At 70.1% G+C, this 23,809-nt stretch carries 15 protein-coding genes and 1 pseudogene; 10 read left to right on the top strand and 6 right to left on the bottom strand.

The window, feature by feature from the left end:
• Window positions 1-40 precede the first annotated feature (40 nt).
• From ACMATS_RS34085 to ACMATS_RS34060, 6 genes are all read left to right on the top strand, one after another.
• A complete protein-coding gene (locus ACMATS_RS34085) occupies window positions 41-775 on the top strand; it encodes a hypothetical protein (RefSeq protein WP_414170129.1) in 735 nt (244 codons plus the stop codon).
• The gene (locus ACMATS_RS34080; RefSeq protein WP_414170128.1) at window positions 772-2,406 is read left to right on the top strand and encodes an MBL fold metallo-hydrolase; all 1,635 of its coding nucleotides are present in this window, start codon (window positions 772-774) and stop codon (window positions 2,404-2,406) included. The genes ACMATS_RS34085 and ACMATS_RS34080 overlap by 4 nt, the downstream gene beginning before the upstream one ends.
• Complete coding sequence (locus tag ACMATS_RS34075; protein WP_414170127.1) at window positions 2,403-6,338, top strand: amino acid adenylation domain-containing protein; 3,936 nt, start codon at window positions 2,403-2,405, stop codon at window positions 6,336-6,338. Before ACMATS_RS34080 ends, ACMATS_RS34075 begins: the two co-directional genes overlap by 4 nt.
• The gene (locus ACMATS_RS34070; protein WP_414170126.1) at window positions 6,319-8,097 is read left to right on the top strand and encodes an NAD(P)/FAD-dependent oxidoreductase; all 1,779 of its coding nucleotides are present in this window, start codon (window positions 6,319-6,321) and stop codon (window positions 8,095-8,097) included. The genes ACMATS_RS34075 and ACMATS_RS34070 overlap by 20 nt, the downstream gene beginning before the upstream one ends.
• Before the next feature lie 265 nt (window positions 8,098-8,362).
• A complete protein-coding gene (locus tag ACMATS_RS34065; protein ID WP_414170125.1) occupies window positions 8,363-9,517 on the top strand; it encodes a pyridoxal phosphate-dependent aminotransferase in 1,155 nt (384 codons plus the stop codon).
• Window positions 9,514-10,803 (top strand): MFS transporter, encoded by a 1,290-nt coding sequence (locus ACMATS_RS34060; protein WP_414170124.1) that lies wholly within the window; start codon window positions 9,514-9,516, stop codon window positions 10,801-10,803. The genes ACMATS_RS34065 and ACMATS_RS34060 overlap by 4 nt, the downstream gene beginning before the upstream one ends.
• A gap of 75 nt (window positions 10,804-10,878) precedes the next feature.
• Here ACMATS_RS34060 and ACMATS_RS34055 read toward each other — a convergent pair whose 3' ends face one another.
• From ACMATS_RS34055 to ACMATS_RS34045, 3 genes are all read right to left on the bottom strand, one after another.
• On the bottom strand, window positions 10,879-12,114 hold the full coding sequence (locus ACMATS_RS34055) for a cation:proton antiporter (RefSeq protein WP_414170123.1): 1,236 nt from the start codon (window positions 12,112-12,114) through the stop codon (window positions 10,879-10,881).
• 141 nt (window positions 12,115-12,255) lie between these two features.
• Window positions 12,256-13,092, bottom strand: a complete 837-nt coding sequence (locus ACMATS_RS34050; protein ID WP_414170122.1) for an AfsR/SARP family transcriptional regulator — start codon at window positions 13,090-13,092, stop codon at window positions 12,256-12,258.
• A 507-nt stretch (window positions 13,093-13,599) separates the two neighbouring features.
• Window positions 13,600-14,130, bottom strand: coding sequence for a hypothetical protein (locus ACMATS_RS34045; RefSeq protein ID WP_414170121.1), 531 nt, complete (start codon window positions 14,128-14,130; stop codon window positions 13,600-13,602).
• A gap of 192 nt (window positions 14,131-14,322) precedes the next feature.
• Between ACMATS_RS34045 and ACMATS_RS34040 the strand changes: the two are divergent.
• Window positions 14,323-14,820, top strand: a pseudogene (locus tag ACMATS_RS34040) (chlorophyllase); the annotation flags it as partial.
• An 81-nt stretch (window positions 14,821-14,901) separates the two neighbouring features.
• On the opposite strand, the gene ACMATS_RS34035 reads toward ACMATS_RS34040, so the two are convergent.
• Together ACMATS_RS34035 and ACMATS_RS34030 are read right to left on the bottom strand one after the other, a co-directional pair.
• Window positions 14,902-15,513 (bottom strand): TIGR03086 family metal-binding protein, encoded by a 612-nt coding sequence (locus ACMATS_RS34035; RefSeq protein ID WP_414170120.1) that lies wholly within the window; start codon window positions 15,511-15,513, stop codon window positions 14,902-14,904.
• A 55-nt stretch (window positions 15,514-15,568) separates the two neighbouring features.
• Window positions 15,569-16,474, bottom strand: coding sequence for an alpha/beta hydrolase family esterase (locus ACMATS_RS34030; RefSeq protein WP_414170119.1), 906 nt, complete (start codon window positions 16,472-16,474; stop codon window positions 15,569-15,571).
• Window positions 16,475-17,133: 659 nt separating this feature from the next.
• Here ACMATS_RS34030 and ACMATS_RS34025 point away from each other — a divergent pair.
• Window positions 17,134-17,568, top strand: coding sequence for a hypothetical protein (locus ACMATS_RS34025; protein ID WP_414170118.1), 435 nt, complete (start codon window positions 17,134-17,136; stop codon window positions 17,566-17,568).
• A gap of 304 nt (window positions 17,569-17,872) precedes the next feature.
• Here the strand turns inward: ACMATS_RS34025 and ACMATS_RS34020 are convergent, their stop codons facing one another.
• Window positions 17,873-20,719, bottom strand: coding sequence for a BTAD domain-containing putative transcriptional regulator (locus ACMATS_RS34020; protein WP_414170117.1), 2,847 nt, complete (start codon window positions 20,717-20,719; stop codon window positions 17,873-17,875).
• 302 nt (window positions 20,720-21,021) lie between these two features.
• Here ACMATS_RS34020 and ACMATS_RS34015 point away from each other — a divergent pair, with 302 nt between their 5' ends.
• Both ACMATS_RS34015 and ACMATS_RS34010 read left to right on the top strand, forming a co-directional pair.
• Window positions 21,022-21,864, top strand: a complete 843-nt coding sequence (locus tag ACMATS_RS34015; protein WP_414170116.1) for a ribosome-inactivating family protein — start codon at window positions 21,022-21,024, stop codon at window positions 21,862-21,864.
• Window positions 21,865-22,099: 235 nt separating this feature from the next.
• A complete protein-coding gene (locus tag ACMATS_RS34010; RefSeq protein WP_414170115.1) occupies window positions 22,100-23,662 on the top strand; it encodes a peptidoglycan-binding protein in 1,563 nt (520 codons plus the stop codon).
• Window positions 23,663-23,809: the final 147 nt, after the last annotated feature.

The raw sequence follows: 23,809 nt of genomic DNA, 5'->3' as shown, positions 1-23,809 counted from the left end.
CCGGGGCCGGTACGGAGCCGGCCCGCCGAAAGGAGCAGAAGTGGACACCCAGGCAGTACCGCCCGTCAAGGAGCACTACGAGCCGGTCGACCAGGAAGTCTGGCAGCACCTGTACCACCAGCAGGCGGATCTCGTGCCGTCGGCCGCGCCGTCCGTCTACCTGGAGGGGCTCGCCCTGCTCGGCCTCCCGGCCGAGCACGTGCCCGACCTCGAGCAGGTGAACAAGCGCATGAGCGCGATCAGCGGCTGGACGTTCGTGGCGGTGAACGGCCTCGTGAAGGGGCCCGAGTTCTTCGACATGCTCTGGAACCGGCGGTTCCCCGTGACCAGCCGGATGCGCACACCCGAGGAGATGCGCTTCTCCCAGCTGCCCGACCTGTTCCACGACCTGTTCGGTCACGGTCCCTACCTGGCCCACACGCGCACGGCGCGCCTGTATCAGGAGTTCGGCCGCATCGGAGTCCGGTGCGTCGCGCGGCCCGACGACTTCGCGTTGTTGCAGAGCATCCTGTGGAGCACTCTGGAGACCGGCTTGATCCGGACGCCCGACGGGCTCCGGGCGTTGGGAGGCGCCATCCTCTCCTCTGCCGACGAGATCCGGCAGTGCCTCGGCCCCGCCTCGCCGGTCGAGCCCTTCGACCCGGAGGTGGTGCGGTTCGCGACGTACGACATCCTCCGGCTCCAGAACCGGTACTTCGTCGTCGAGAACCTGGAGGAGATCGAGTCGGCCCTGGCGGACCTGGACACGCCGGCCACCGACGGAGACCACCCGTGACCGGGGCGGGAACGGGCGCAGGGTGCTTCCTCCGCGGCGACGTCGAGGTCGAGCCCCTGGTCGACCGCTGGTACGCGTGGGTGCACCTCGTCTCGCCCGCGACGGCGGCCTTCGTGGTCGTCGAACGCCATCTGCGGATGATGGAGTCCTACGTCCGCTCCCCGGCGATGCACGCGGCCGCGGCGGCCAACCCCGCCACGCGCAGCGGCCCGTTCCTCGACCTCGGCGGCACCCGGGTCGCCGAGGTCGCGGCACTGCTGGACGCGACGCGCGCCATGGCACGGCGTCGGCAGGAGTTCGTATCGGCGTTCGCCGAACTCGACAAGCTCCTGGAGAACACGACCGGCAATGCCCTGGAGCCCCTGTACCCCGATGTCCCCGCCGCGCTGCGGGGCCTGGTCGAGTTGGAATACGACCGGCACAACCGGGCGCGCTGCCGGCTCTACGAACGGCTGCTGTATGCCGACGCGTTGGCCGACCCGTCGGGGCAGTGTCTGCGCCTGGCGCGCTCGGACCGCGACGGCGACCGTCCCTTCGCCTTCTCCACCCCCCGCCTGCCCACGGCCGAGGGCGAGCCCGGAGAAGCCGCTGTGGAAGTCACCGTCCCCTTCGCCACACCGGCGCTCGACACGCTGTTCCGCGCCCGCACCGAACCCGTCGATCCGAGCGCGCTCGCCGAGGAGTTGGGCCTGGACGCCGACACCCGTCCACGTTTCCATGAGCTGTTCACTTCCACGCCTCCGCGGACACCGGCCGACGGCAAGGGCTCACCGGCCGGACGGGGAACGATCCGGGTGACCTACTTCGGGCATGCCTGCGTCCTGTTCGAGGACGACGTCAGCATCCTCGTCGATCCCGTCATCGCCTACGACCACGCGTCCGACGTGCCGCGCTTCTCCTTCGCAGACCTGCCCGACAGGATCGACTACGTCCTGATCACCCACGCCCACCACGATCACGTGCTGCCCGAGACACTGCTGCAGATCCGGCACAAGGTGGGAACGGTCATCGTGCCGGGCAACGACGGCGGCGGCCTCATGGACCCGTCCCTGCGTCTCGTCGTCGAGCACCTGGGCTTCCCCGATGTCCGGGAGGTGCGCGAGCTCGACGTCGTTCCGCTTCCCCACGGGGCCATCACCGCCGTGCCGTTCGTCGGCGAGCACCACGACCTGGCGATCCGGTCGAAGTCCACCTACCACATCCGCCTCGGCGGCCGGACGGTGCTGATCGGGGCCGACACCGCCAACGTCAACCCGGCCCTGTACGACCGCGTGCACGACCTGCTCGGCGACATCGACCTGTTGTTCCTGGGCATGGAGTGCGAAGGCGCACCGGCGAGCTGGGTCTACGGCCCGTACTTCGCCCACCCGCTGGACCGGGACCACGACCGCAGCCGGAGGGGGCGGGCGTCCACGTCCGCCGAAGCCCTCGACGTCGTCGAACGCTTCGGCGGCTCGGAGGTCTATGTGTACGCGATGGGCGAAGAGCCGTGGCTCTACCCCCTGTTGGGCATCCCCTACACCACCGAGTCCCTCGCCCTCCAAGAGGCCGAACGCCTGGTCAAGACCTGCCACGCGCAGGGCCGCCACGCCGAACGGCTCTACGGTGCGAAGCGTTGGAGCTGGTCGTGACCGTCTCACGCATGGAGGCCCTGCGGGGCCCGGCACATCAACGGCAGCGCGCCGACTGGCTGGCGGCCAGGCCGTCCTCCGAGGACGCCCTGCACTGGGCCGACTCCGTCGTCACCACCATGACCGCCGCCCCGGGAACGCGGCACCGCGCCCCCATCGGCCCGGAAGCCCGTCGCCGGGTCACCACCGTGAGCGGCGGACAGGCCCTCGGCGACTTCGTCGTCCTCCTCGCCGCCCTCGTGGTCGTCATCCAGCGCACCTCGGCACGCGACGTGGTCTGGCTGTCGACCCCCCTGCTCCGTGGGGTGGACACCCGTTACGCGCACGACGACCGGGTGCCGCTGGTCTTCCGCCCGGAGCGGCGGGGCAGCTTCCGGTCGCTGATCGAGCACGTGCGCGACCGGGTCGCCACCTCCTACGCGACGCAGGGCTTCCCTGTCCGCGACCTGTGGGCACAGACGGACGGACCGGGGGACACCGGCCTGGTGGTCGCCGAGACCGGCCTGCACGAGGCCGTACCGGTCGACGACGCGGCCGAGTTGGTGATCAGGATCGACGCGGCCGAGTGCGCCCTCGAGGTCGAGGACCGGTACGGCCGGTACCCGGTCTGGTTCGCCGATCACGTCGCCGGGCTGGTCGGACGCGTGCTGGAGCACCTCGCCGACACCGACGTGGCGGTGGCCGATCTGGATCTGCTCGACAACGACGAGATCCGCCATCAGCTGGACACCCTCAATGCCACGGACGTCCCCGCCCACACCCCGGACGACTCGCTCGCGACCCGGTTCCGCACGGTGGCCACCACAACTCCCGGCGCCCCTGCCGTCCTTGCGGGCGGCAGGACCGTGAGCTACGGCGAACTGCGCTCCCGCGCCGAGCGGTTCGCCCGCCACCTGCGCGACGACCTGGGCCTCGCCGCCGGAGAAGCCGTGGCCGTCCTGGTCACGCGCACCGAGGACACCCTCGTGGCGCTGTGGGGGTGCATGGCCGCCGGGACCGTGTACGTACCGATCGACCCGCACGCCCCGGCCGACCGCATCGCACGGATCGCCGAGACCGCGAAGGCGAAGGCCCTGGCGGTGCACTCCAGCCTGCTCGACCGCCTCACCGACCTTCCCGCACTCGCCGTGTGCTGCCCGGACCTGCAATTCCCCGCGGGTACGGGGCCCGAACCACCGTGGGAGACGGCCTGGCCGGACCCGCGAGGCGGCGACGCCGCCGCAATGATCACGACCTCGGGCTCGGGCGGGACCCCGCGTACGATCGTCCTCGACCACGCCGGCCTGGTGAACGTCGGCCTCGACCACGTGACCGAGCTCTCCCTCGGCCCGCACGACCGCTACCTCCAGTTCATGGCGCTCTCCTTCGACGGCGCCCTGCTCGACATCGTCATGACGCACCTCGCCGGCGCGGCGCTGGTACTCCCCGGCGAACAGGATCTCGCCGACCCACGCCGCCTCGAGGACCTGATGGCCGGGCACGCCGTCACGGCGACCACCATCACCCCCTCCTACCTCACCGGCCTCGACCCGGCGCGGCTGACGGAACTCCGGGTGGTCATCTCGGCGGCGGAGCCCGCGAACGCGGCGGACCTGATGGCGTACGCGGCCCGCGGTGTCGCGGCGTACAACGGCTACGGACCGACCGAGGCGTGCGTGAACACGACGCTGCACCGGGTGGACCCGCAACGGGCCTACCGCAGCGTGCCGATCGGCCGGCCGCGCGCGAACAAGCAGGTCTACATCCTGGACCGGGACCGGCGCCTGCTCCCCCGCCACGTCATCGGCGAGATCGCGATCGCCGGGCGCGGTGTGGCATCGGGATACGTCGGTGACCCGGAACAGAGCACCCGCCGGTTCGTCCCGCACCCCTTCCGCCCGGACGGGGGCACCCTGCACCTCACCGGCGACCTCGGTGCCTGGGACGAGAACGGGGAACTCGTCTTCGCCGGCCGACGGGACCAGCAGGTGAAGATCCGCGGCTTCCGGGTGGAACCCACCGAGATCGCCGATGCGCTGCGCACGCACGACCTCGTCGACGACGCCGTCGTCGTCGCGGACCCCGCCCGCGGGGTTCTCGTGGCCTTCGTCCGCGGGCCGGGCGCCCACGGGGCGAAGCACGACGAGGTACTGGCGCACGAGCTCTCCGGCCACCTCGCCCGTATCCTCCCTGCGTACATGGTCCCGAGCGCCGTGCACGGCGTCGACGTCCTCCCCACCACCGAGCACGGGAAAGTGGACCGCCGCGCCCTGATGGAGGTGCACACGGGGCGGATGGCCGAGCGTCCGGTCAGCGAGCCCGCGGATCCGCTCGAATCGCGCCTGGCCGAGGCGTGGGCGGAGGTACTCGGTCTGCCCGTGGTCGGCGCCGAGGACGACTTCTTCCGGCTCGGCGGCGACTCGATCCGGCTGATCCAGGCCGTGCACACCGCGCAACGCATGGGGATCGCCCTGCGCACCAGCGACCTCATCGAGCACCGGACCGTACGCGCGCTCGCGCGCATGGTGTCCCAACAGGCCGACGACGCCGCCCCCGTGGCGCCGTCCGTGAGCCCGGCGATGGCCCTCACCGACGAGGAGGCCCGGCACCTGCCTGCCCGGTGCGAGGACGCCTACCCGCTGACGCACCTTCAGGAGCGCATGGTCGCGTGGTCCGCCGAGCCGGACCTGCGGGCCCTGCACGCCTACCACTGCGTCGCCGGATGGCGGCTGCGCGACAACGACCTGGACGTCGACGTGTTGCGGCGAGCGCTGTGCGGGCTGGTCGAGCGGCACCGGTCGCTGCGCACGACCGTGATCCGGGCACCTGGTTCGGAACGTCTGCTGCAGTACGTGCTGCCTCCGGACAGCACCCGGGTCGACACCGTCGTGACCTGTCCGGAGGACGACGCCGAGCAGGTGCTCAACGCCGTTGTCGAGGCCGACCTCGTCGAGCCGTTCACCACCGATGGCGCCACTCCGTGGACCCGCTTCCGCATCGTCGTACGCTCCGCGACCGAGGCCGACGTCGTGATGTCCGCGCACCACGCGATGACGGACGGGTGGAGCGGGGTCCAGCTGCGGAACGAACTGCTCGAGGACTATGCAGAACTCCGTGACGGCGGCCGCCCGGACACCGCGGCGCCGGCGGTGGACTCGTACCGGGAGTTCGTCGCGCTCGAACGGGCCCTCGCCGACGACCCACGGGCGCAAGGCTTCTGGGCCGAGGCTCTCGCCACGCTCCCGGACGGCTCAACGGCCCCGCGACGGCGAAAGATCCGGCGCGTGGGCAGCACGGAGACCGTCGTGCCCCCGGAGCGGACCGAGGCGCTCCTCGCGAGCGCCCGGTCCGAGGGCATCTCCCCCAAGGCCTGCTGTCTCGCCGCGTTCGTCTCCGCGCTCCACCGACGCACCGGCGCGCCGTCGTTGACCGTGGGCGTCGTCGCCAACGGCCGGTCGGAGCGGCTCACCGACCCGCTCCGCACCACCGGCCTGTTCTGGAACATCCTGCCCTTCACCTCCCGGTGGGGCACCGACGCGCCGCCTCCTCCGTCCGCGGTCCAGACCGGGCTCGAGGCGCTGGAGCCCTACGCGGGCTTCCCCTTGGCCGCCCGTGTCGCGGACGACCGGGCGGTCGCGGGGTGGTTCAACTTCGTGCACTTCCATCACGCCCGTGGTGCCGCCGGCCGGCTGACCATGGTCGAGGAGTGCGTCGCCCTCGGGCAGCTCCACCACCCGCTCGTGCTCGGGGTGTCGCTCGAGCCGTCGGCTCCCGGCGGCTCCCACCGGCTCGTCGCCACCCTCGAACACGACCTCGACCGGCTCGACGAGACCGAAGCCGCACAGCTGTTGGCCCTGTGGTCCGAGGCGTTGACCCGGCAGACGGCCGGCACCCCGGGCAACGGCACCGTACCCGGCAATCCGGAGGACTCCCGTGACACTGTTCAGCGCTGAGCGCTCCGAGGCCTGCGACGGCATCCCCTGGTACGACGTCGTGGTCTGCGGCGGCGGACTCGCGGGCGCCACCTTCTCCCGCCACCTGCGCCGCAAGCAGCCCGACGCCTCGGTCCTGACGATCGACGGACAGACCTACCCGGTGCCGCCGGCGGCTCACAAGGTGGGCGAGTCGACGGTGGACGTTGCGGGCTTCTACTTCTCCTCGGTCCTCGGGCTCTCCGAGTACATGGCGGAGAAGCACCTCCCCAAGCTGGGCCTGCGCTACTTCTTCGGACGGGCCGGCGAGCCGTTCGCGAACGCTCCCGAGATCGGACTGTCGGCCTTCCCCGGGCGCTCCACCTACCAGATCGACCGCGGGGTCCTCGAGAACGACCTCTACGAGATGAACCTCAAGGCCGGTGTCGAGATCGCCGCCGGCAGCAAGGTCCGCGACATCGACCTGGGCTCCGGCACGGCCTCGCACCTGGTGACGTACGTCGACGGGACAGGGGTGACCCGGAGCGCACGCTGCCGGTGGGTGGTCGACGCCATGGGACGGGCCCGGTTCCTCCAGCGCAAACTGGGGCTGCAGCGCGCCACGGAGGGCCGGTTCAACGCCGCCTGGTTCCGCGTCACAGGCCGGCTCGACGTCGAGGACTTCGTCCCCGACGACCAGGCCGAGTGGCACGAGCGGGTGCCGGGCCGCCGGCGTCGGCTCTCGACCGTCCATCTCATGGGCCCCGGGTACTGGGTATGGCTGATTCCGCTCGGTTCCGGCAACACGAGCGTCGGCATCGTGACCTCCGGCGAGCTCCACGACATCGACAGCATGAGCAGCCTCCCCGGCGCCGTCGAGTGGCTGGAACAGCACGAACCGGCGGTCGTGCCCGCGCTGGCCCACCACGAGGTTCTCGACTTCCTGGCGGTCCGCGACTACAGCTACACGTCCACCCAGGTTCTCTCGGCCGACCGCTGGGGCTGCGTGGGCGAGGCGGCGGCCTTCGCCGACCCGTTCTACTCCCCCGGCTCCAACATGATTGCCTTCGAGAACTCGGCGCTGATCGAGCTGATCGGCGAGGACGCCCGGAGCGGTCTGCGCCCGGAGCGGGTCGAGGAGTTGAACCGTTTCGTGCTCGGCCAGAACGACTGGCTCGCATACAACATCCACAGCTCCTACTCGTACTTCGGCGAACCGTTGATCATGGCACTGTCCTTCATCTGGGACACGCTGCTCTCGTGGACCACTGCCACCCCGCAGATGTTCAACGGCATCTTCCTCGACGAGGAGAAAGCCGCCGCGGTCCGTGCCGCGACGCCGGGCCTGTACACCCTCGCCCTGCAGGTCAAGCGACTGTTCAAGCAGTGGGAACGCACGGCGCGTCGGGGCCGGGACTTCCGCTTCATCGACTACTACACGATCCCCTTCCTGCGCGAGGCGTACGAACGCAACCTCGTGGAAGGCAAGTCCGTGGCCGAACTCGTGGACGACCACCGCCACTCGATGACCGTGCTCGAAGAGGTGGCCCTGGCCATCTTCCTCATCGCCGTGGAGGACACGATGCCCGAACGGCGGGCGGACCTCGACAAGCACCCCTGGCTCAATGCCTGGGCGATCGGCCTGGACCCCGAACAGTGGCGGGCCGACGGACTCTTCGAGCCCACGACGCCATCACGGTCGTTCGACCGCGCGTACACGAGCCTCACGGCGCTGTTCGACGCCCCGTCACCGGAATCCGACACGGCACCCTCCGCGCTGCCGATCCGACTGCAGCTCTGAACGGTCCCGTCGAACTTCGCCCCGGTGCCGCGCCCATGCGGCGAGGCTGCCACGTCATGCAGCTCCGCCTCATGGGCGCGAGAGGCTCGGCCGGACCACAGCGACCGGGGCACTTCCGGCAGAACGCCCAGGGCGTGTTCCCGGAAGTGGATCAAGATCTTGTGGTGACCATGTTCCGTGACCCGGGGAGACCTCACAGAAGCTCGGCGAGCAGTGCCGGAACCACCGCTTGCGAGCCCCACCTTCCCACTCCTGAGGAGTGCCAATGATTGTGCCGAGCCGCCGATGGCACGAGCTGTCCGTGATCGAGCGTCAGGCACGTGCGGCGCAGCGCAGCGAACAGCCCACGTGGGATCTCTCGGAGGCCCTGATGCGCGGCCTCCCGACATCGACCGGCCAGGTCACGTTCAACGCCGAGACCTATCCCGATCCGCAGGGGATGCGAAAACTCCGGCGCCGGATCGCGGCCCGGGAGAACGCGAAATACGGCCTGTCGCTGGGCGAGGACCACATCGTGGTGACCCACGGTGCGACCGAGGCACTGTTTCTGCTCGCCCACACGTTCCTGACCCCCGGCGACCGGGTCGCCGTACAGGCACCGAGTGTTCTCTTCTACCGGGAGATCCTCGAAAACCTCGGCGCCACCGTCGTCCCGCTCAACGCGGAGTCCGACAGTGCCACCCCGGCACGGATGCGGTTGCTGCACAGCCCCTCGAATCCCGACGGCCGCCTCCTCGCCGAGGGCGCCGCAGCCCTGCACGCCGAGGCAGCCGGCGCCGACGGCGCGCTGCTCGTCATGGACCAGGTGTACGACGAGCTGATCGTCGGGGGTACGCGCCCCCGTGAGGACCAGGATCTGCTCGACGCCGGCCACGTGGCGAAAGTGAACTCGGTCTCGAAGAGCTTCGGTTGTCCCGGTGTCCGCCTCGGGTGGATCTCCACGGCGCCGGCGCTTGCCGAAGCACTCACCGGAGTGGCCGAACGTCTGCGCATGGGCCCGTCATCGGTGGCTCAGCAAGCGGCGGCGGCCCTGCTGGAACAGCCGGTGGACGGGAACCTGCCGACGCTGGCCGAGCGCCAGGCCATCGCCATGAAGGCCCTCCCCATGCTCGACTTCTTCGAGGCGGCGGCACCTCCGGCAGGCGGCCTGTTCCTCTGGCTGAAGCTGGCAGACCGGAACGCCGGTGCCCAGCGGCTCTGCGACCGGGCACTGTCGGAGGTGGGCGTACGGCTGATGCCCGGTCCGGGTTTCTGGCAGGGTACGGACGACCGGGTGCGCCTCTCGTTCGGCGCGGTTCCCGAGAGTCTCAGCGAGGCGTTCGACCGCCTGCGACAGCTGGCAGGTCCCGCTCGGACACAAGCAGGGGAACACGGCACCCGCTCGTGTACGGACCGGCCGACACCGCAGGTGTCGCGATGACGACGCCGGACGAGCAGGCCCCGCCCCGAAGAGGGCTGCGACGCAACCGTGACTTCCAGGTCTTCTGGGCGGGCGAGACGGTCTCGATACTGGGCGCCGAGGTCAGTCTCCTGGCCCTGCCGATCACCGCCCTCGTCGTGGTCGGCTCCGACGCCGCCGGGCTGGGCCTGCTGCGGTTCGTCGAATACCTCCCCTTCCTCGTCCTGGCGCTGCCGCTCGGGGTCCTCGTCGACCGGATAAAGCACCGCCCGCTGCTGGTGATCGCCAATACCGCCCGCGCGCTGCTCGTCGGGGCCGTCCCGATCCTTGCGGCACTCGGGTGGCTGACCCTGTCCTGGCTGGTGGTCCTCGCCACGGGCATCGGGACGTTCACCGTGCTGTTCGACCTGTGTCTCGTGGCGTACCTGCCGAAGCTCGTGGCCGCGGAGGACCTGCTCCAGGCCAACGGGCGGGTGTCCATGAGCCAGGCGGCGGCGGAGGTCGCGGGGCCGGGACTGGTCGGACTGCTCGTGCAGTTGCTCTCCGCGCCGCTCTGCCTGGCACTCGACGCCGGCTCCTATCTCGTGTCCGTCCTTTCCCTCCTGCTCATCAAGCGACGGGAGACCAGCCCGCCCCGGGCTGTCGGTACTCCCTGGCGGGACCTCTACGCCGGGCTGCGCTTCCTCGTGCTTTCGCCCCCGATGCGGGCGGTGACCATGGCCGGGAGCCTCTACAACCTGGCATGGGCCATCTTCCAGACCGCGTTCCTCGTCTACATGAACCGTGTTCTCGGGTTCAGCGTCGGCGCCGTCGGCACCGTCCTCGCAGTGGGCGCGGCCGGCGGCCTTGCCGGAGCCGCCGGCACCCCCTGGCTCACCCGGCGTCTCCCCGTCGGCGTCGCCTTCCTCTCGGCGGCGGCCGTAGGAACCGTTCCCGCCCTGGTCATCCCCGCCGTCCGGGGGCGGCACCTGTCCCTCGCCGTCGTCCTCACCGCCCTTCTGGCCCTCATAAACGGCGGCCTGGCGATCTACAATGTCCTCACTGCGACGCTGCGGCAGAGCGTCACTCCCCACGGGCTCCTGGGTCGGGTCGTGGCGGGCTACCGGACTGTGGTGTTCGGTGGCATCTCCCTCGGGGGCCTGGTCACTTCGTGGCTCGGCGGCTTCGCCGGCGCACACGCCATTCTGTGGGTGGCCGGTCTGCTCTTCGTCTCCGCCGTGGCGCCGATCCTGCTCTCGCCTGTCCCGCGCATAAGCAGTTTCCCGCGCCAGGCCGCTGGAGCGCAGGTGGTGTCCCTGGGGCCGTAGGGCTCCAGGACGTGGGCCGAGCCGCGGACCTCCGTGATCACCGTCCTCCCCCTTCGGCCCGGGCAACGGAGTGCACTACCTGCCCTCTTCGCTCCGGCTCGGCGTCGGGAGCCGTGCCCCGGGTGCTCCCTCACCCTTCAGCGACGAACCGCTGCTCAGCCTGAGCAGCGGACCGGACACGACCGTGGTCACGACAGCCATCACGACCATCAACGAGTAGAGGTCGGCATCCAGAATCCCCAGGGAGAGGCCGACCGTCAGCAACACCAGCTCGGTCAGGCCCCGCACGTTCATCAGGGTGGCGAGCATCGCGGCCGACCGGTGGTCGAGGCGGGCGGCCCGGGCCCCGCCGTAGACACCGAGGAGCTTGCCACCGCCCGCGACGAGCAGGATCAGCAGCAGTTCGCCGATCGCGGTGACATCGAGGTGCGAGAGGTCCACGCGGAACCCGGCGACCACGAAGTAGATCGGCATGAGGAACGACGCCAGCGGCTCGATCGACGTGCCCAGTCTTTCCCGGAACCCCCCGCGCAGCCCGGTGCGGGGTACGACGAGACCGAACAGGAATGCGCCGAAGATCAGGTGCAGTCCCATCCACTCCGTCGCACCGCCGGAGGCGAGCACGCCTGCCACCACGAGCGGCGTGGCCGCCGACTGGGGCAGCCGTCCCACGACTTGCCGGCGCAGCAGCCACGGAACCACGAACACCATGGCCGCGGCATACGGAAGGAGCAGCAACAGGTGCCAGGAGTGCCCGCCCGCCGCGACGAGGACGACGACAGCGAGCACCGTCCACGCGATCACGTCGCCCACGGCCGCCAGTGCCAGCGCGAGCCCGCCGACCCGGCTGGCGAGCAGACCGAAGTCGACGATGATCCGGGCGAGCACGGGGAAGGCGGTCACGGCCATGGCCGTGCCGAGGAACACCACGAACACCACCGGCTCCCGGCTCGGGTGATCGCCGAGCAGCCGGAACGCGAGCAACGCTCCGAGCCCGAACGGCACCACGAGCGACCCGGCGCAGAGCCAGCCCATCATGCCCGCGCTCCGGCGCACGACACGAGGATCGAACTCCAGCCCCACCAGGAACATGAACAGCGCCACACCGACGTTCGCGAACGCACCGAGCAGCGAGCGGGTGTCGGCCGGGAAGAGCGTGTCGGTGACCCGGCCCCCGAACAGGGTGGGGCCGAGGAGCAGGCCCCCGACTATCTCTCCGACGACGGAGGGCTGGCCGAGGCGGCGCGCGAGGGCCGCCATCACCTGGCAGACGAGGACGAGGGCGGCGAGGGCGAGCAGCAGCGAGCTCACGTCCGGGGTCCTCACCGCGCCACGGGAACGGAGCGAAGGGGTAGGGCAGGCACAGTCTTCCTTTCCTGTCCATGAAGCCGGCGCAGCTGCACCGGCGGAGGATCTCGACAAGTCGGCTACGACAGCCGCCAGTTGTGCTCGCTAACCAACAGAATTGGTCCGGCACCAGAGCTCGCCCGACGGCCGCAGGCTGCCCACTTGCGATGCCACGGCGGACGAAAGTGCGCGCTCCGCCCGAACGGCATCGTCGGCCAGAACGATGTCCTGCATCATCTGCAGGTCCCGGCTGGGACCGACACCGAGTTCGTCGCCGAGTATCCGGCAGGCCCTTTGGAACACCCCTAGCGATTGGGCGCGATGGTGCGACAAATAGAATGCAAGCATGAGCTGCTGGTACAGGATCTCGTTCAACGGATACTGCGTCACATACTGAGAGAGGAAGTCGATCGCCGAGTGGCACTGGCCCGAGCGAAGCTGTGACCAGGCGGTCAGCTCGATGCAGTCCACGCGCGACTGTTGCAGCCACAAGTTGAAGCTTCCGAGGATCGGCCCCGGGCAGACCCCGCCGAGGGGGACGCCGCGGCAGAGGGAAAGCCCGGCTTTCCAGGCCCCCACAGCCGTCTTGTAGTCACCGTTCGCCATGAGACGGTGCCCTTCGATCCGATGGCGATGGAACAACTGCAGATCGAGTTGCTCATCGTGGAGCCGCATGACATAGCCCGGAAACTGGCTCTGCAACACACTGCCCTGTGGCGACTCGCCAAGTTTTTGACGCAATTTGGAGATGTTCACGTAAATCGCGTCGCGTGCTCTCCGTGGTGGCCGGGCCCACACCTCGCTGATGAGATCGTCAACAGCGACGATATTTCCCACGTTCACAAGGAGCGTGGTCAGGATGACGGACGAGTTCCGGGACCGCATGGATCGGGTCTCACCGTTGGCGACCATGCAGAGCGGCCCAAGGACTGCGTAGTACACGGAGCCGATCCCTTCAATTATCAAACGGCCTGTTGGGAGTTTCGCGGGGTTTTTGAAGACGAAGGAACTCGCTCGGGGCTCGTCCAGCACCCAGGGCGAAATCGACGGAAAGCAGGGTTCACAGCCCTGGATCGGCGTTCCGGAGCACCTTGTCGAGCACGGCGCACAGTGCGTTGCCCCGGACGGCCTTCAGCAGGCCGTCGGTGACCTTCACCTCGCTACCGTGCGGCAGCAAGAGGCCGGGGAGCAGGCTCTTCGGCGCGTACCGGACACCAGGATGTCCACCTCGCCCAGGAGCGCGGCGCAGGTCACTCCGCCTCGCGCCGTGTTCGCCTCGCTGTCCGGCATGATTCCCCCTGGAACAATCAATCCAGTCCATGCTCTTGGAGCTTTCCCTGTTCCGCTGAGAACAGTCTGGGCGCCGACAGATCTGTCCGGATGATGACTCTTCGTGGATTTTCGTAGCCGGTGAATCGACGGCCCTGCTTCCGCGGCTGCCGCGCTTCCTCAGCATCGATCATCCGTCGGTATTTCGCTGGAAACTGCTGGGAGGCCGGTCGGGCCTTGGCCGGTGAGGTGGGATCGGGCGTGGGCGCGGAAGGCCGTTACGAGGGGGTTGGGGTCGTGGGTACGGGTGGCGAGCACGACGTGGCTGGGCTCGGCGCCCTCCGGCGGGATGGTGGTGAGGTCCGGGCGCGGAGGGTGGGCGGGGACAGTGGTGATCACGGTTTGTCCGGCAGCGGTGAGGTCGATCATGTCCTCGAAGGCTTCGGTGAGAGCCGTCGGGGGCCGGACGTCCGTCGGGGCGGGATTCGTCGAGAGGCGCGTGACCTCCAGACCGTCGGTCGCGAACGGCAGCCGGGTGACCACGGCGTCCACCCGATGGTCCAGCGGGGCCTGGCGCCGTTCCCGCAGGGGAAGGTGCACGGTCGTCACTGCGGCGTCGGGGTGCCGGCAGCGCAGTTCGCTCACGGCCGGAATGATGAGGCCTGCCGTGCAGCCGACGGTGATGCCCTCGGGGCGGCGGCCCGGGTGCATGCTGCAGCCTCGTCGGCGGAGCACAACAGTGCAGCGCCTCGGCGCTCCTCGGCAGTCCGTTGACGATCAGGCGGGGCGGGTGGGGAAGGCGCCGATATCGGGCGAGGCTCTTGCTCTTTTGGGTGGACTGAAGCGAACCGCCGCCGGGCCGCTCGGACTCGCGCCCCTGACCACTTCCCCGCATTACCGACCGACGATCCCCGGTTCGGCGCCATCTGGCGGGTGCGCGTCGCCGACCTGCATGCCGTCCTCGACCACCTCGACGAGGTGCTGGTCGCGATCGAGGGCCTGAGCGCGCGGGTGCGGCGTGACCGCATCGCCGCCGTCGGGCACTCGTGGGGTGCCCAGAGCGTCGGCACGCTCCTGGGAGCCCGCGTCCTCGACGCCGACGCCGTGCCGGGAGAGGACTTCTCGCACCCCGCGGTCCGGGCGGGCGCGCTGATCGTGGCGACCGGAACCAGTGAGACGCTCACCCCGTTCGCGGCCGAGCACCTGCCCTTCATGAGGCTGGACTACTCCACCATGACCGCCCCGGCACTGGCCGTCGCCGGCGGCAAGGACCAGTCGGCGCTGTCCACGCGCGGACCGGACTGGTTCACCGACGCCTACCGCCTCAGCCCCGCACCGAAGAGCCTGCTCACCATCGCCGAGGGCGAGCACACGCTGGGCGGTGTCGCCGGGGAAAAGGTCCTGCTCCGGGCGGTGCCTGGACTGTGCAGGGCAAGTGACCGGTGACCGGCGGGAGTCCGCTCGGATGGGTCGGGCGGAGCCCTAGCCCTGAGCCCTCGCGGCCCAGTCGGGTGAGCGGCCGGTGAAGGCGACGAACCGGTCCAGCGCCGAGGCGTCGGGGGAGACGTCGATCTCCGGACCGAAAGGCATGCCTGCCCCTCGGTACTCGGGCAGGAGTACGGGCTTGAGGGCGGCGAGCGCCTGTTCGCAGATCGCCGGATCCGGATCCCACCTCTGACCGGTCGCCCTGGCGAGATCCCATCCGTGGCCGAGGACTTCGGCCAGGAGGTTGTGGATGACCAAGGCACCCGGGAGCTCACCGCCAAGACGCGGGATGTCCACGTTGCCGCTTTCGACATCGTTCTCCAGCGCCGCGCGCACCGTGCCGGCGACATGACGGATCTCGGCCGCGGCGGCCTCGGGATCCTTCGGCCCCTGGTACGCACTCGGCTCCGGGCGGTCCCGCCCAGCCGGATCGGACAGAGCCACGCGGAACAAGTCCAGCCAGCCGAGCAGATGTTGCTGAAGCGCGGCGACGTCGAAGCCCTCACAGGGAGTCGGCAAAGCCGACTGCTCGGGCCGGACACCGGCGACAACACGGGCCATGTCCTCAAGCACGGCGAGAACCGGCGAACTGATGGAATGTTCGGACATGAGACGAAGTGATCCTCTCGGCAGGGCTGCGCACAGGGCACCGTGGAGCCGTGTGCTAGGCGAGGTGCGGGACTTCGGCGGGCAGGGTGTGGAAGGCGGCGACGGCGGCGACCGTGTCGAAGGTCAGGTCGGTGCGACCCATGAGCAGAGGCGCCTTCTTCGTGCCGGGGATGGTGTGGCCGCCGCAGTCGACCGTATAGAGGGAGACGGGAAGCAGGCCGGGCTGACGGTAGTGGAGTGCCGTCACGGAGGTCACCCTTCGGCGCCCGGCACCGACGTCGTCCGCGCCACCAACCTGCTCGGTGACCGGATCAGCACTGATCTGATTGCGCTGGGCGTAGTAGTGGGCGCTCTGGGGCGCCGACAGGCCAAGGCCGCGAGGGCGGAAGCCCCACATACCGGCCATACCGCCGTCGTAGGGCACGAGCGGATCCTTGGTGCCGTGGATGAACATGATCGGCAGCGGGCGGTGTACGGGATTGGTGGGGGCGAAGTTCTCTTCGGCCGGCTGGGTGGCCGAGATGACGGTGGCGCCCGCCAGAAGCTCAGGGATCTCGTGGACGAGGCGGATCGCCATCTGCCCGCCGTTGGAGAACCCGACCACGTACACCCGGGAGGGATCACCGCCGTGGCGGCCCACCAGCAGGTCGATGGCATGGCGCACGAAGGCGACGTCGTCGTACCCCTCGGTGCGCGCGGCGAACCGGTTCGAGATGCGGGCGTCGTTCCAGTGCTGCTTGTAGCCGTCGAGATAGGCGAGCACGGCTGCGCCATCGGCGGCGAGGCGGTCGAAGGCGCGGGCGGTGAACGCCCGCAGCTTGGCGGCCGTCTGATGCGAGCCGTGCAGCAGCAGGACGATCGGTCGCGGCTGCCGCCCCGTTCGGCCGACGACGGTCAATGTGCGGGATCTGCCCTGCACTTGGAGCACCTGCTTGGTCGCAGGGGCGTCGGGTGCGGTCATGCTTATTCCCTTCGCCGGTCGGGGGTCGGTTCGGTGAAGAAGAGGGAAGGGCGAAGTGGGTCTTGCCGTGCCAGACACCACGCCGAAGGGCATCCTGTCACTTATCCGAGACTCAACTTCCCTACAAAGAAGGTTACGTGTCACCTTCCGGGCGATCGGTGCTTCCAGGCCAGGCCGGGCCACTCGTCTACGAGAAGCCGCCGTTCCCGCATGGATCCATGCCTTGCCGGCATGGACGTGTCCGTGTCCCGGACGGCCGCCCTCGACCCCACGGGACGCTCCAGTGGGGCGGCGAACATCGCCGAGTGCCCAGTCGGTTCAGTACGGCCGAGGCGGAGCTCTCCACCTCGCGCAGCGCCTTCCGTGCGATGTCGCGGTGAGACTGATGCTCTTGAGGGCTTCGCGTTCCTGAAGGGGCGCCGCTGACTCAGACCCGGAGCCACCCCGCTCTTGATGGCCTTCTTCTTCTCTGCTGAATCCGCAGCGCATGGGGCCTGTTATTTCTGCCCGATGAGTCGGAGGCGGTGTCGTCCGCCAATCCGGCGCCAACCTTCCGCCAATGTCTTGGCAACACCGGAAGAGGAAGGTGGTCCTGCGCGCTTCAGCGCACCGATCGCCCGATGGACCACACGCCCCATCGGGCACGCACGAGGAGCACCATGAAACTCACCGCAACCAAGCGGCGGACCGCCCGTACGCTGGCAGTCCTCGGCGCCACCGCCGCAGCGGTCAGCCTCGTCGGCGTCGGCCCGGCCAACGCCGTCACCCCCCACCAGCTCAAGCTGTGCAACAAGGCAGGCCCGGGCCGATTCGGACCCATCGCGGTCTCCGTGGAGCTCATCGACCGGAAGACCTGGGTCCCCAATGTCCAGTCCGGGTACTGCACCACCTTCAACCTGACCGGCAATGGCGGCGAGCGCGCGGCGATCTGGGTCAAGCCCGAGTGGACGTGCGGCCCCGGCGCCTGGCCTGCCGAGACGTGCTTCCCGTACACCCCCTACAACGGAACGACCAACGGCAAACTGATCGGCATCCTGGACACCAAGGGCACGGACATCACCCTCACCGACCCTCTCAACTACACCCAGCAGTAGCCTCAGTCTCCGCGGTCGTCGCGCAGGTGGTCGTGGCGCTCGCGGTAGTCGGTCCCGGCAAACGTCGGCGGGCGACCCGCCACGGGAGCCGGGCTTCCTGCGGTGTCGGACCCGGACCGGGTCCGACACCGGATGCCGTCCACCAGCTGCCGCCACATCAATACCGCCGGACGGCCGTGGAGTCCTTCCGCCTTTGCCCTGTTCGTGAGCCCCACGGCGACCACGGGCTCCGGCGAACGGCTGGTTCCGGCAGGGCGCGCCTGCACCGGCCGGCGGAAACCCAGGAGTTGTCCGTAGACGGCCCTCAACCGAGGATCTGGCCGGTGGGGCCGAGGGTGGTGAGCCGCCGGGTGAGCGCGGCGACGGTACGGCCGTCTTCCCGCTTGCGGTACAAGGCGATTGCCACATCGAGGTGCGCGGCGGCTTCCCCGGCACGCCCGTGGCTTTCGAGGAACGCGGCGAACTGGGACTGGGCGAGCCCGTGGAGATGGTCGTCGCCGGCATCACCGCTCAGTTCGATGACGCGGCGCCAGGTGCTCTCGGCCTCCGCGGTGCGGCCGAGCCGGTCCAAGGCGTGGGCTTCGAAGCCGAGCATGCCCAGGGCCATCTGGGCCTGCGGCCGCTCGGCCAGGAGCCGTCGCACGTGGCGAGCGCGGTGCAGTATCTCCTCGGGCGGAGCGACGGCCATGTCCGCCATGCACATGCGGTGCAGGACGAATGCCTCCATGAAGGCGTCGCCGGTGGCGCGGGCCGTCTCAAGGGCCTCGGCGAAGCACTGCTGTCCGAGATCGGCACGGCCCAGGTCGTGGTGGACGCTGCCGAGCATGCCGGTGGTGAGGATGCGCCGGCGATCACCGGGCTGGTGCAGCCGGAGTGCGCGTTCCAGGTGCGGCTGTGCCTCTCGGGGGCGGTCGAGCTGGCCGAGGACGATGCCCATCAGCGTATGGGCCCGGGCCGATGTGGCCGGGTCCTGCAGCTGTTCAGCGGCGCACAGACCGAGAGTCGCACACTCGAGCCAGGCGCTGATGTCGGTGCACGCGTAGTAGCCGGCGGTGTTGTGGGCCAGCCGCCAGGCACGTTCGTGGTCGCGCGACGCGGCGCAGATGTCGATGAGCCTGCGGATCACCGCCGCTTCGGGTCCCCACCAGCGCAGCGCGTCCCGGGTGTCGTCGATCCGGGGCAGGGCCCGCGGCGGTCCGCCCACCGGAGGGAAGGGGATGAGGGGGTCCCCGAAGACGACGGTGTTGGCCACGGCGGTCGCGGCCAGGTAGTAGTCGGCGAGGCGCTGCGTGGCCCGTTCGCGATCGCGGACGGTCAGCTCCTCTTCGAGCAACTGACCGCAGTAGAGGCGCACGAGGTCGTGTGCCTGGTAGCGGCCGGGGCGGGATTCGGTGAGCAGGTGCAGTGCGGCCAGGTCCGCCAGGGCCTGCCGGCCGGTGGCCGACACGTCGTCGAGGAGTACGGCGGCGGTCAGGGCGTCGGTCTCGGGGCCGGGGTGGAGAGCGAGCAGCGGCAGCAGCCGGGCGGCTGCGGGCGGCAAGTGGCGTCGGTTCAGGCCCAGTTCGCGCTGGACGCTGCGGTCGCCGGAGAGCCCCAGTGCGCCCAGGCGCGCCTGCTCGTCCTCCAGTTCGGCGACGAGGTCGGCCACCGACCACTGCGGGTGCATGACCAGCCGGGCGAGGGCGATGCTCAGCGCGAGGGGCAGGAAGTCGCAGAGCTCGACCAGGCGGCGCGCCGCCTTGGGGTCCTTCAACGTGCGTTCGTCACCCAGTCGTTGGCGCAGGAGCTCGTGGGCGGCGGTGGCGGTGAAGGCGCCGACCGGCAGGTAGGTCACCTCTTCCCGCAGAACCAGTCCGCCCAGGGCGTGCCGACTGCACACCACGGTGCGCACGGGCCCGCCGTCGCAGAGGAAGGGGGTGATGTCGTCGGCGCACCGGGCGTTGTCGAGGACGACGAGCAGGCGGCGGCCGCGTATGCGGTCGCGGAAGAGTTCGGAGCGTGCCTCGGTGGCGGCCGGGATCTCGTCGTCCGGTACGCCCATGGCACGCAGGAAGGCGTGCAGGATCCCGGCGGGGTCGGCGGGGCCGCGCGGGTCGAAGCCCTGCAGGTCGGCGTAGAGCCGGCCGTCGGGGAACCGGTCGGCTGCGGTGTGCGCCCAGTGGACGACCAGTGAGGTCTTGCCGCTCCCGGCCGCCCCGGCGACGACGATCAGGCGCGGCGTCCGTGACCCGTCCTCGGCGCACGCCTCGTCGAGTTGCTGTCGTTCCTCGTTCCGGGCGACGAATCCGGCGGGCGGCTGCGGCAGCAGCCGGGGGGCCAGGTAGCCGGACAGAGGTGCGGATGCTGCGATGGCGGCCGGCTCGACCTCCGGCTGCGGAGCCGCGAGAACGGGGTCGGCGCGCAGGATCCGCTCGTAGAGCGACTGGAGTTCCGGGCCGGGTGCGACCCCGAGTTCGTCGTCCAGGTGCCGCTGGGTGTCCAGGAACGCACCGAGCGCCTCGCCCTGGCGGCCGGAGCGGTACAGGGCGAGCATCAGCAGCTCCGTCAGCCGCTCCCGCAACGGGTATTGCCTGACCAAGCCGGCCAGAGCCGGAACGGCCTCCGTGTGACGCCCGAGCTCCAGCCTGATCTCCGCCAGCTGCTGCTCGGCGCCCAGAAGCAACTCGGCCAGCCGGTCGCGCGCCCGCTCGGCGAACGGCCCCGGCACCCCCGCCAGCGGGGTGCCCTGCGGCAGGTCCAGCGCCCGGACGAGGAGTTCAGCAGCCCGCCGGTGTTCCCCGGCCGACCGGGCCCGTCCGGCCGCAGTGAGCACGTCCTCCAGGACGTCGGCGTCGAGGGCATCGGCCCCCGTCTCCAGGGCGTAGCCTCCGCCGGCCGAGACCAGTGGGCCGGTGCCGCTCGCCGGCCGCAGGTTGCGGCGCAGTCGGGAGACGTATGAGCGCAGGGTGCCCACCGCCGAGGCGGGCAGTTCTTCTCCCCACACCGCGTACAGCAGCTCGTCGCGCCCGACCGGGCGGCCGTGGTGGAGCAGCAGCGTGGCGAGTACCGCCTGCTGCTGGGGGCTGCCGAGGTCCAGCACGGTCTCCCCTCGCCAGGCGCGCACCGGGCCGAGCACCGCGAACCTCAAGGCGGTGCCCTCTGCCTCCGCCATTACGTACCCCTCAGCGCCCACACATACAAGACAAAATGCTGACGCAAGTTACCCGACGTAAGCCGCCTCACCAAAACGGGGTCCTGCGCTCCTGCAAATCACGCCAACCCTTCGTCAATCTTTCACCAATTTTTTGGCAACCGCCCCTCGGCATGATGGCGAAGTTCCCCGCCCGGGGACCGTCAGGTCGAGCGGCGGCCTCGGCCCCAAACGAAGCCGCCGCCCGCACAAGGAGCACCATGAAGCTTTACCCCCGTAAACCTCTGTCGCCGTCTCGGGGCGCCCGCGCAGTCTTCCAGCGCGTGGGTGCCCTGATCGTGGCCTTCGCCATCTCCCTCGGCCTGGTCGGCCTGACGGGGACCACGGCCCAGGCCGACCCCGGCAGCAACTGGACCAAGATCGACTGGGACATCACGGGCCTGGAGAACGGAGGCGGCAACGCGGCCTCCAACTACTACAACATGGTGAACGCGCTGCATAACACCGCCGGGCACCACTACGTCAACTCCGTGGACGAGACGACCGGCGACGGCGCCCGCCTGATCGAGATCCGCGTCAATGAAAACCGCCAGCAGGTCATGTCGCTCTACCTGTGGGCGGACAACCTGTACTTCGCGGGCTACTGGGTGCCCAACGGCGGGCACTACGCCTTCAGCGGCGTCTGGCCGCAGGAGATGACGCGCATTCTGGGCGTCGGCGTGAACCTCCTGCCCTGGGACGGCAACTACGCCACCATGCCCGGCGGCGGCGCGACCGACCGCGCCGGATACTCGTTCAGCGGCCCGGGCGCACGCGACGCTCTGCGCCGACTTCAGAACACCACGTCCTACCTCAACAACGGCGGCAACCGCGGCCAGTTGAGCATCGGTCTCATCCAGACCATCGCGATGACCTCCGAGGCCGCCCGGTTCGGCCGCATCTACGACACCGTCTACAACGCCATCAACGCCCGGGGGACGGCTCAGATGGGGCCGGACAACGTCGAGCTGGAGAACAACTGGGACCGCATCTCCCGGTGGATCTACCAGCAGATGAACAACCTCGGCGGCGGCGTGCTCCAGGTGGCCGGCCGACAGTTCACCACCATGTCCGGATTCATCGCATTCGCCCGCTACATCATGATGCACAACCACCAGAAGGTCTGACGCAGACCAGGCGCATGCATCGGGACCCGGTGGGTGTCCTCCCGCCTCGTGGCGGGAGGACACCCACCGGCCCGTTTTCGCCCCCCCCTCCCCCGCCGTCAACTTTCCGTCAACGTTTCGCCATTCCCCGTCCGGGAGCCTGCTCACGGCCGACGAGCCCACTCGCCGGCCGGTACGGAGAGCAAGGAGGTGTCCCGTGGCACGGGACAGAGTTCGCATATCGCGGCGTCACGCCGTGTCGACCGCCGTGGCGGCAGCAGCACTGGCCGGCGGCCTGGGCCTGGGCCTGGCCCAGCAGCACGCGACGGCGGCCACGGCCGGCGCGAGCGGAAAGGCCCCCGCAAGCCAGGGCGGCGGCACGGCGTCCGGCCCCACGGGCGGTGCGTGGCTGGCGTTGAAGGACGGTCACCTGGCCTACGGGCAGGACGCGCAGGGCAACCGGATCCCCGACTACTCCTCCGCCGGGTACGAGGGCGGCGGCGTGGCGCTGCCGAAGGCGCCCGTCAAGGCGACCGTCCCGGCGCCGAGCACGGGGGATGCGACCGCGGCCGTGCAGGCGGCGATCGACAAGGTGGCCGCCCTGCCGCAGGGCGCCGACGGGATCCGGGGCGCGGTCCAGCTCGCGCCGGGGCAGTACCACATCGCCGGGCAGCTGCACCTCGGCGCAAGCGGCGTCGTCCTGCGCGGCTCGGGCACCGACTCCACCACACTCGTCGCCGACCAGCCCTCGGTGCGCACACTGGTCACCATCGGGGACAAGTCCCGCTACACGCCCGTCGGCACCGCGCAGCAGGTGACCGACGACTACGTGCCCGTCGGCGGCACCACCCTGACCCTGGGCAGCACCGCCGGGCTCAACGCCGGCGACGAGGTCGTCGTCGAGCGCCCGACCACGCAGGCCTGGATCGACGCCCTCGGCATGACCGACGCGTGGACACCCAACTGGAGCCTGCGCTCCGAGCGGAAGATCACCGCCGTCCACGGCAACAAGGTCACCCTCGACATCCCCCTGACGACGGCGCTGGAGAAGCAGTACACCCAGGCCACGGTCTACAAGTACACCTTCCCGCGCATCGACCACGTCGGCGTCGAGAACCTGGCCCTGGACGGCCAGGCCATGAGCGGTGACCCGGACTACGCCAAGTCCTTCTACAACGCCGCCCCCTGGGAGTTCAACGCCGTCCAGGACTCCTGGATCACAGGCGTCACCTGGCGCCACTTCGGCGGCAGCGGCCAGACGTTCCTCGGCCCGCAGAGCCGCCGCATCTCGGTGCTGCACACCCAGGCGCTGGACTTCAACACCACGGACTCCTCGGCCCGTTCGGAGGCCTACCTCCTGCAGGGCCAGCAGAACCTGGTCCAGGACTGCGCCGTCACGGCACCCATGATCCACGCCTTCTCCACCTACGGCCGCCAGTCCGGCCCCAACGTCTTCTCCCGCTGCAAGGCCACCCTGGTGGACAAGACCTACGACGCAGGCGGCCACGAGCGCTGGGGCAGCGGCACCCTCTACGACAACGTACAGATCGACGGCTCACTGCTGCTCGTCAACAACGGCAGCCGCGGCAGCGGCCACGGCTGGTCCGACGCCAACAGCACCGCCTACAACTGCACCACCCAGCAGTACATGGCCCAGGAACCCCCGACCGCCCACAACTGGGCCATCGGCTGCACCGGCACCCTCATGAACGGCAGCGACGGTCAGATCGAGTCCGACGGCAAGCACTTCCTGCCCGACAGCCTCTACGACCAGCAGCTCCTCGACCGCCACGCGGCGGCACGCGGAAGCCGCTCCTGAAACCCGGCGCAGCGCCACAGCAATAGCGGCCGCAGGACAACTGCCCTGCGGCCGCTCCGCGTTCCGGAGTGAGCGGATCAGCACGCCGCCTGGTACGAGGCGTCACCCGCGAGACCGCTCGCGGAGGAGCACTGGTCCCTGTCCGCT

It is taken from the genome of Streptoverticillium reticulum (genome assembly GCF_047456005.1).
Taxonomy (GTDB): Bacteria; Actinomycetota; Actinomycetes; order Streptomycetales; family Streptomycetaceae; genus Streptomyces; species Streptomyces reticulum.
The sequence above is the reverse complement of the archived record's forward strand: the minus strand, read 5'-3'. Positions and strand labels throughout refer to the sequence as shown.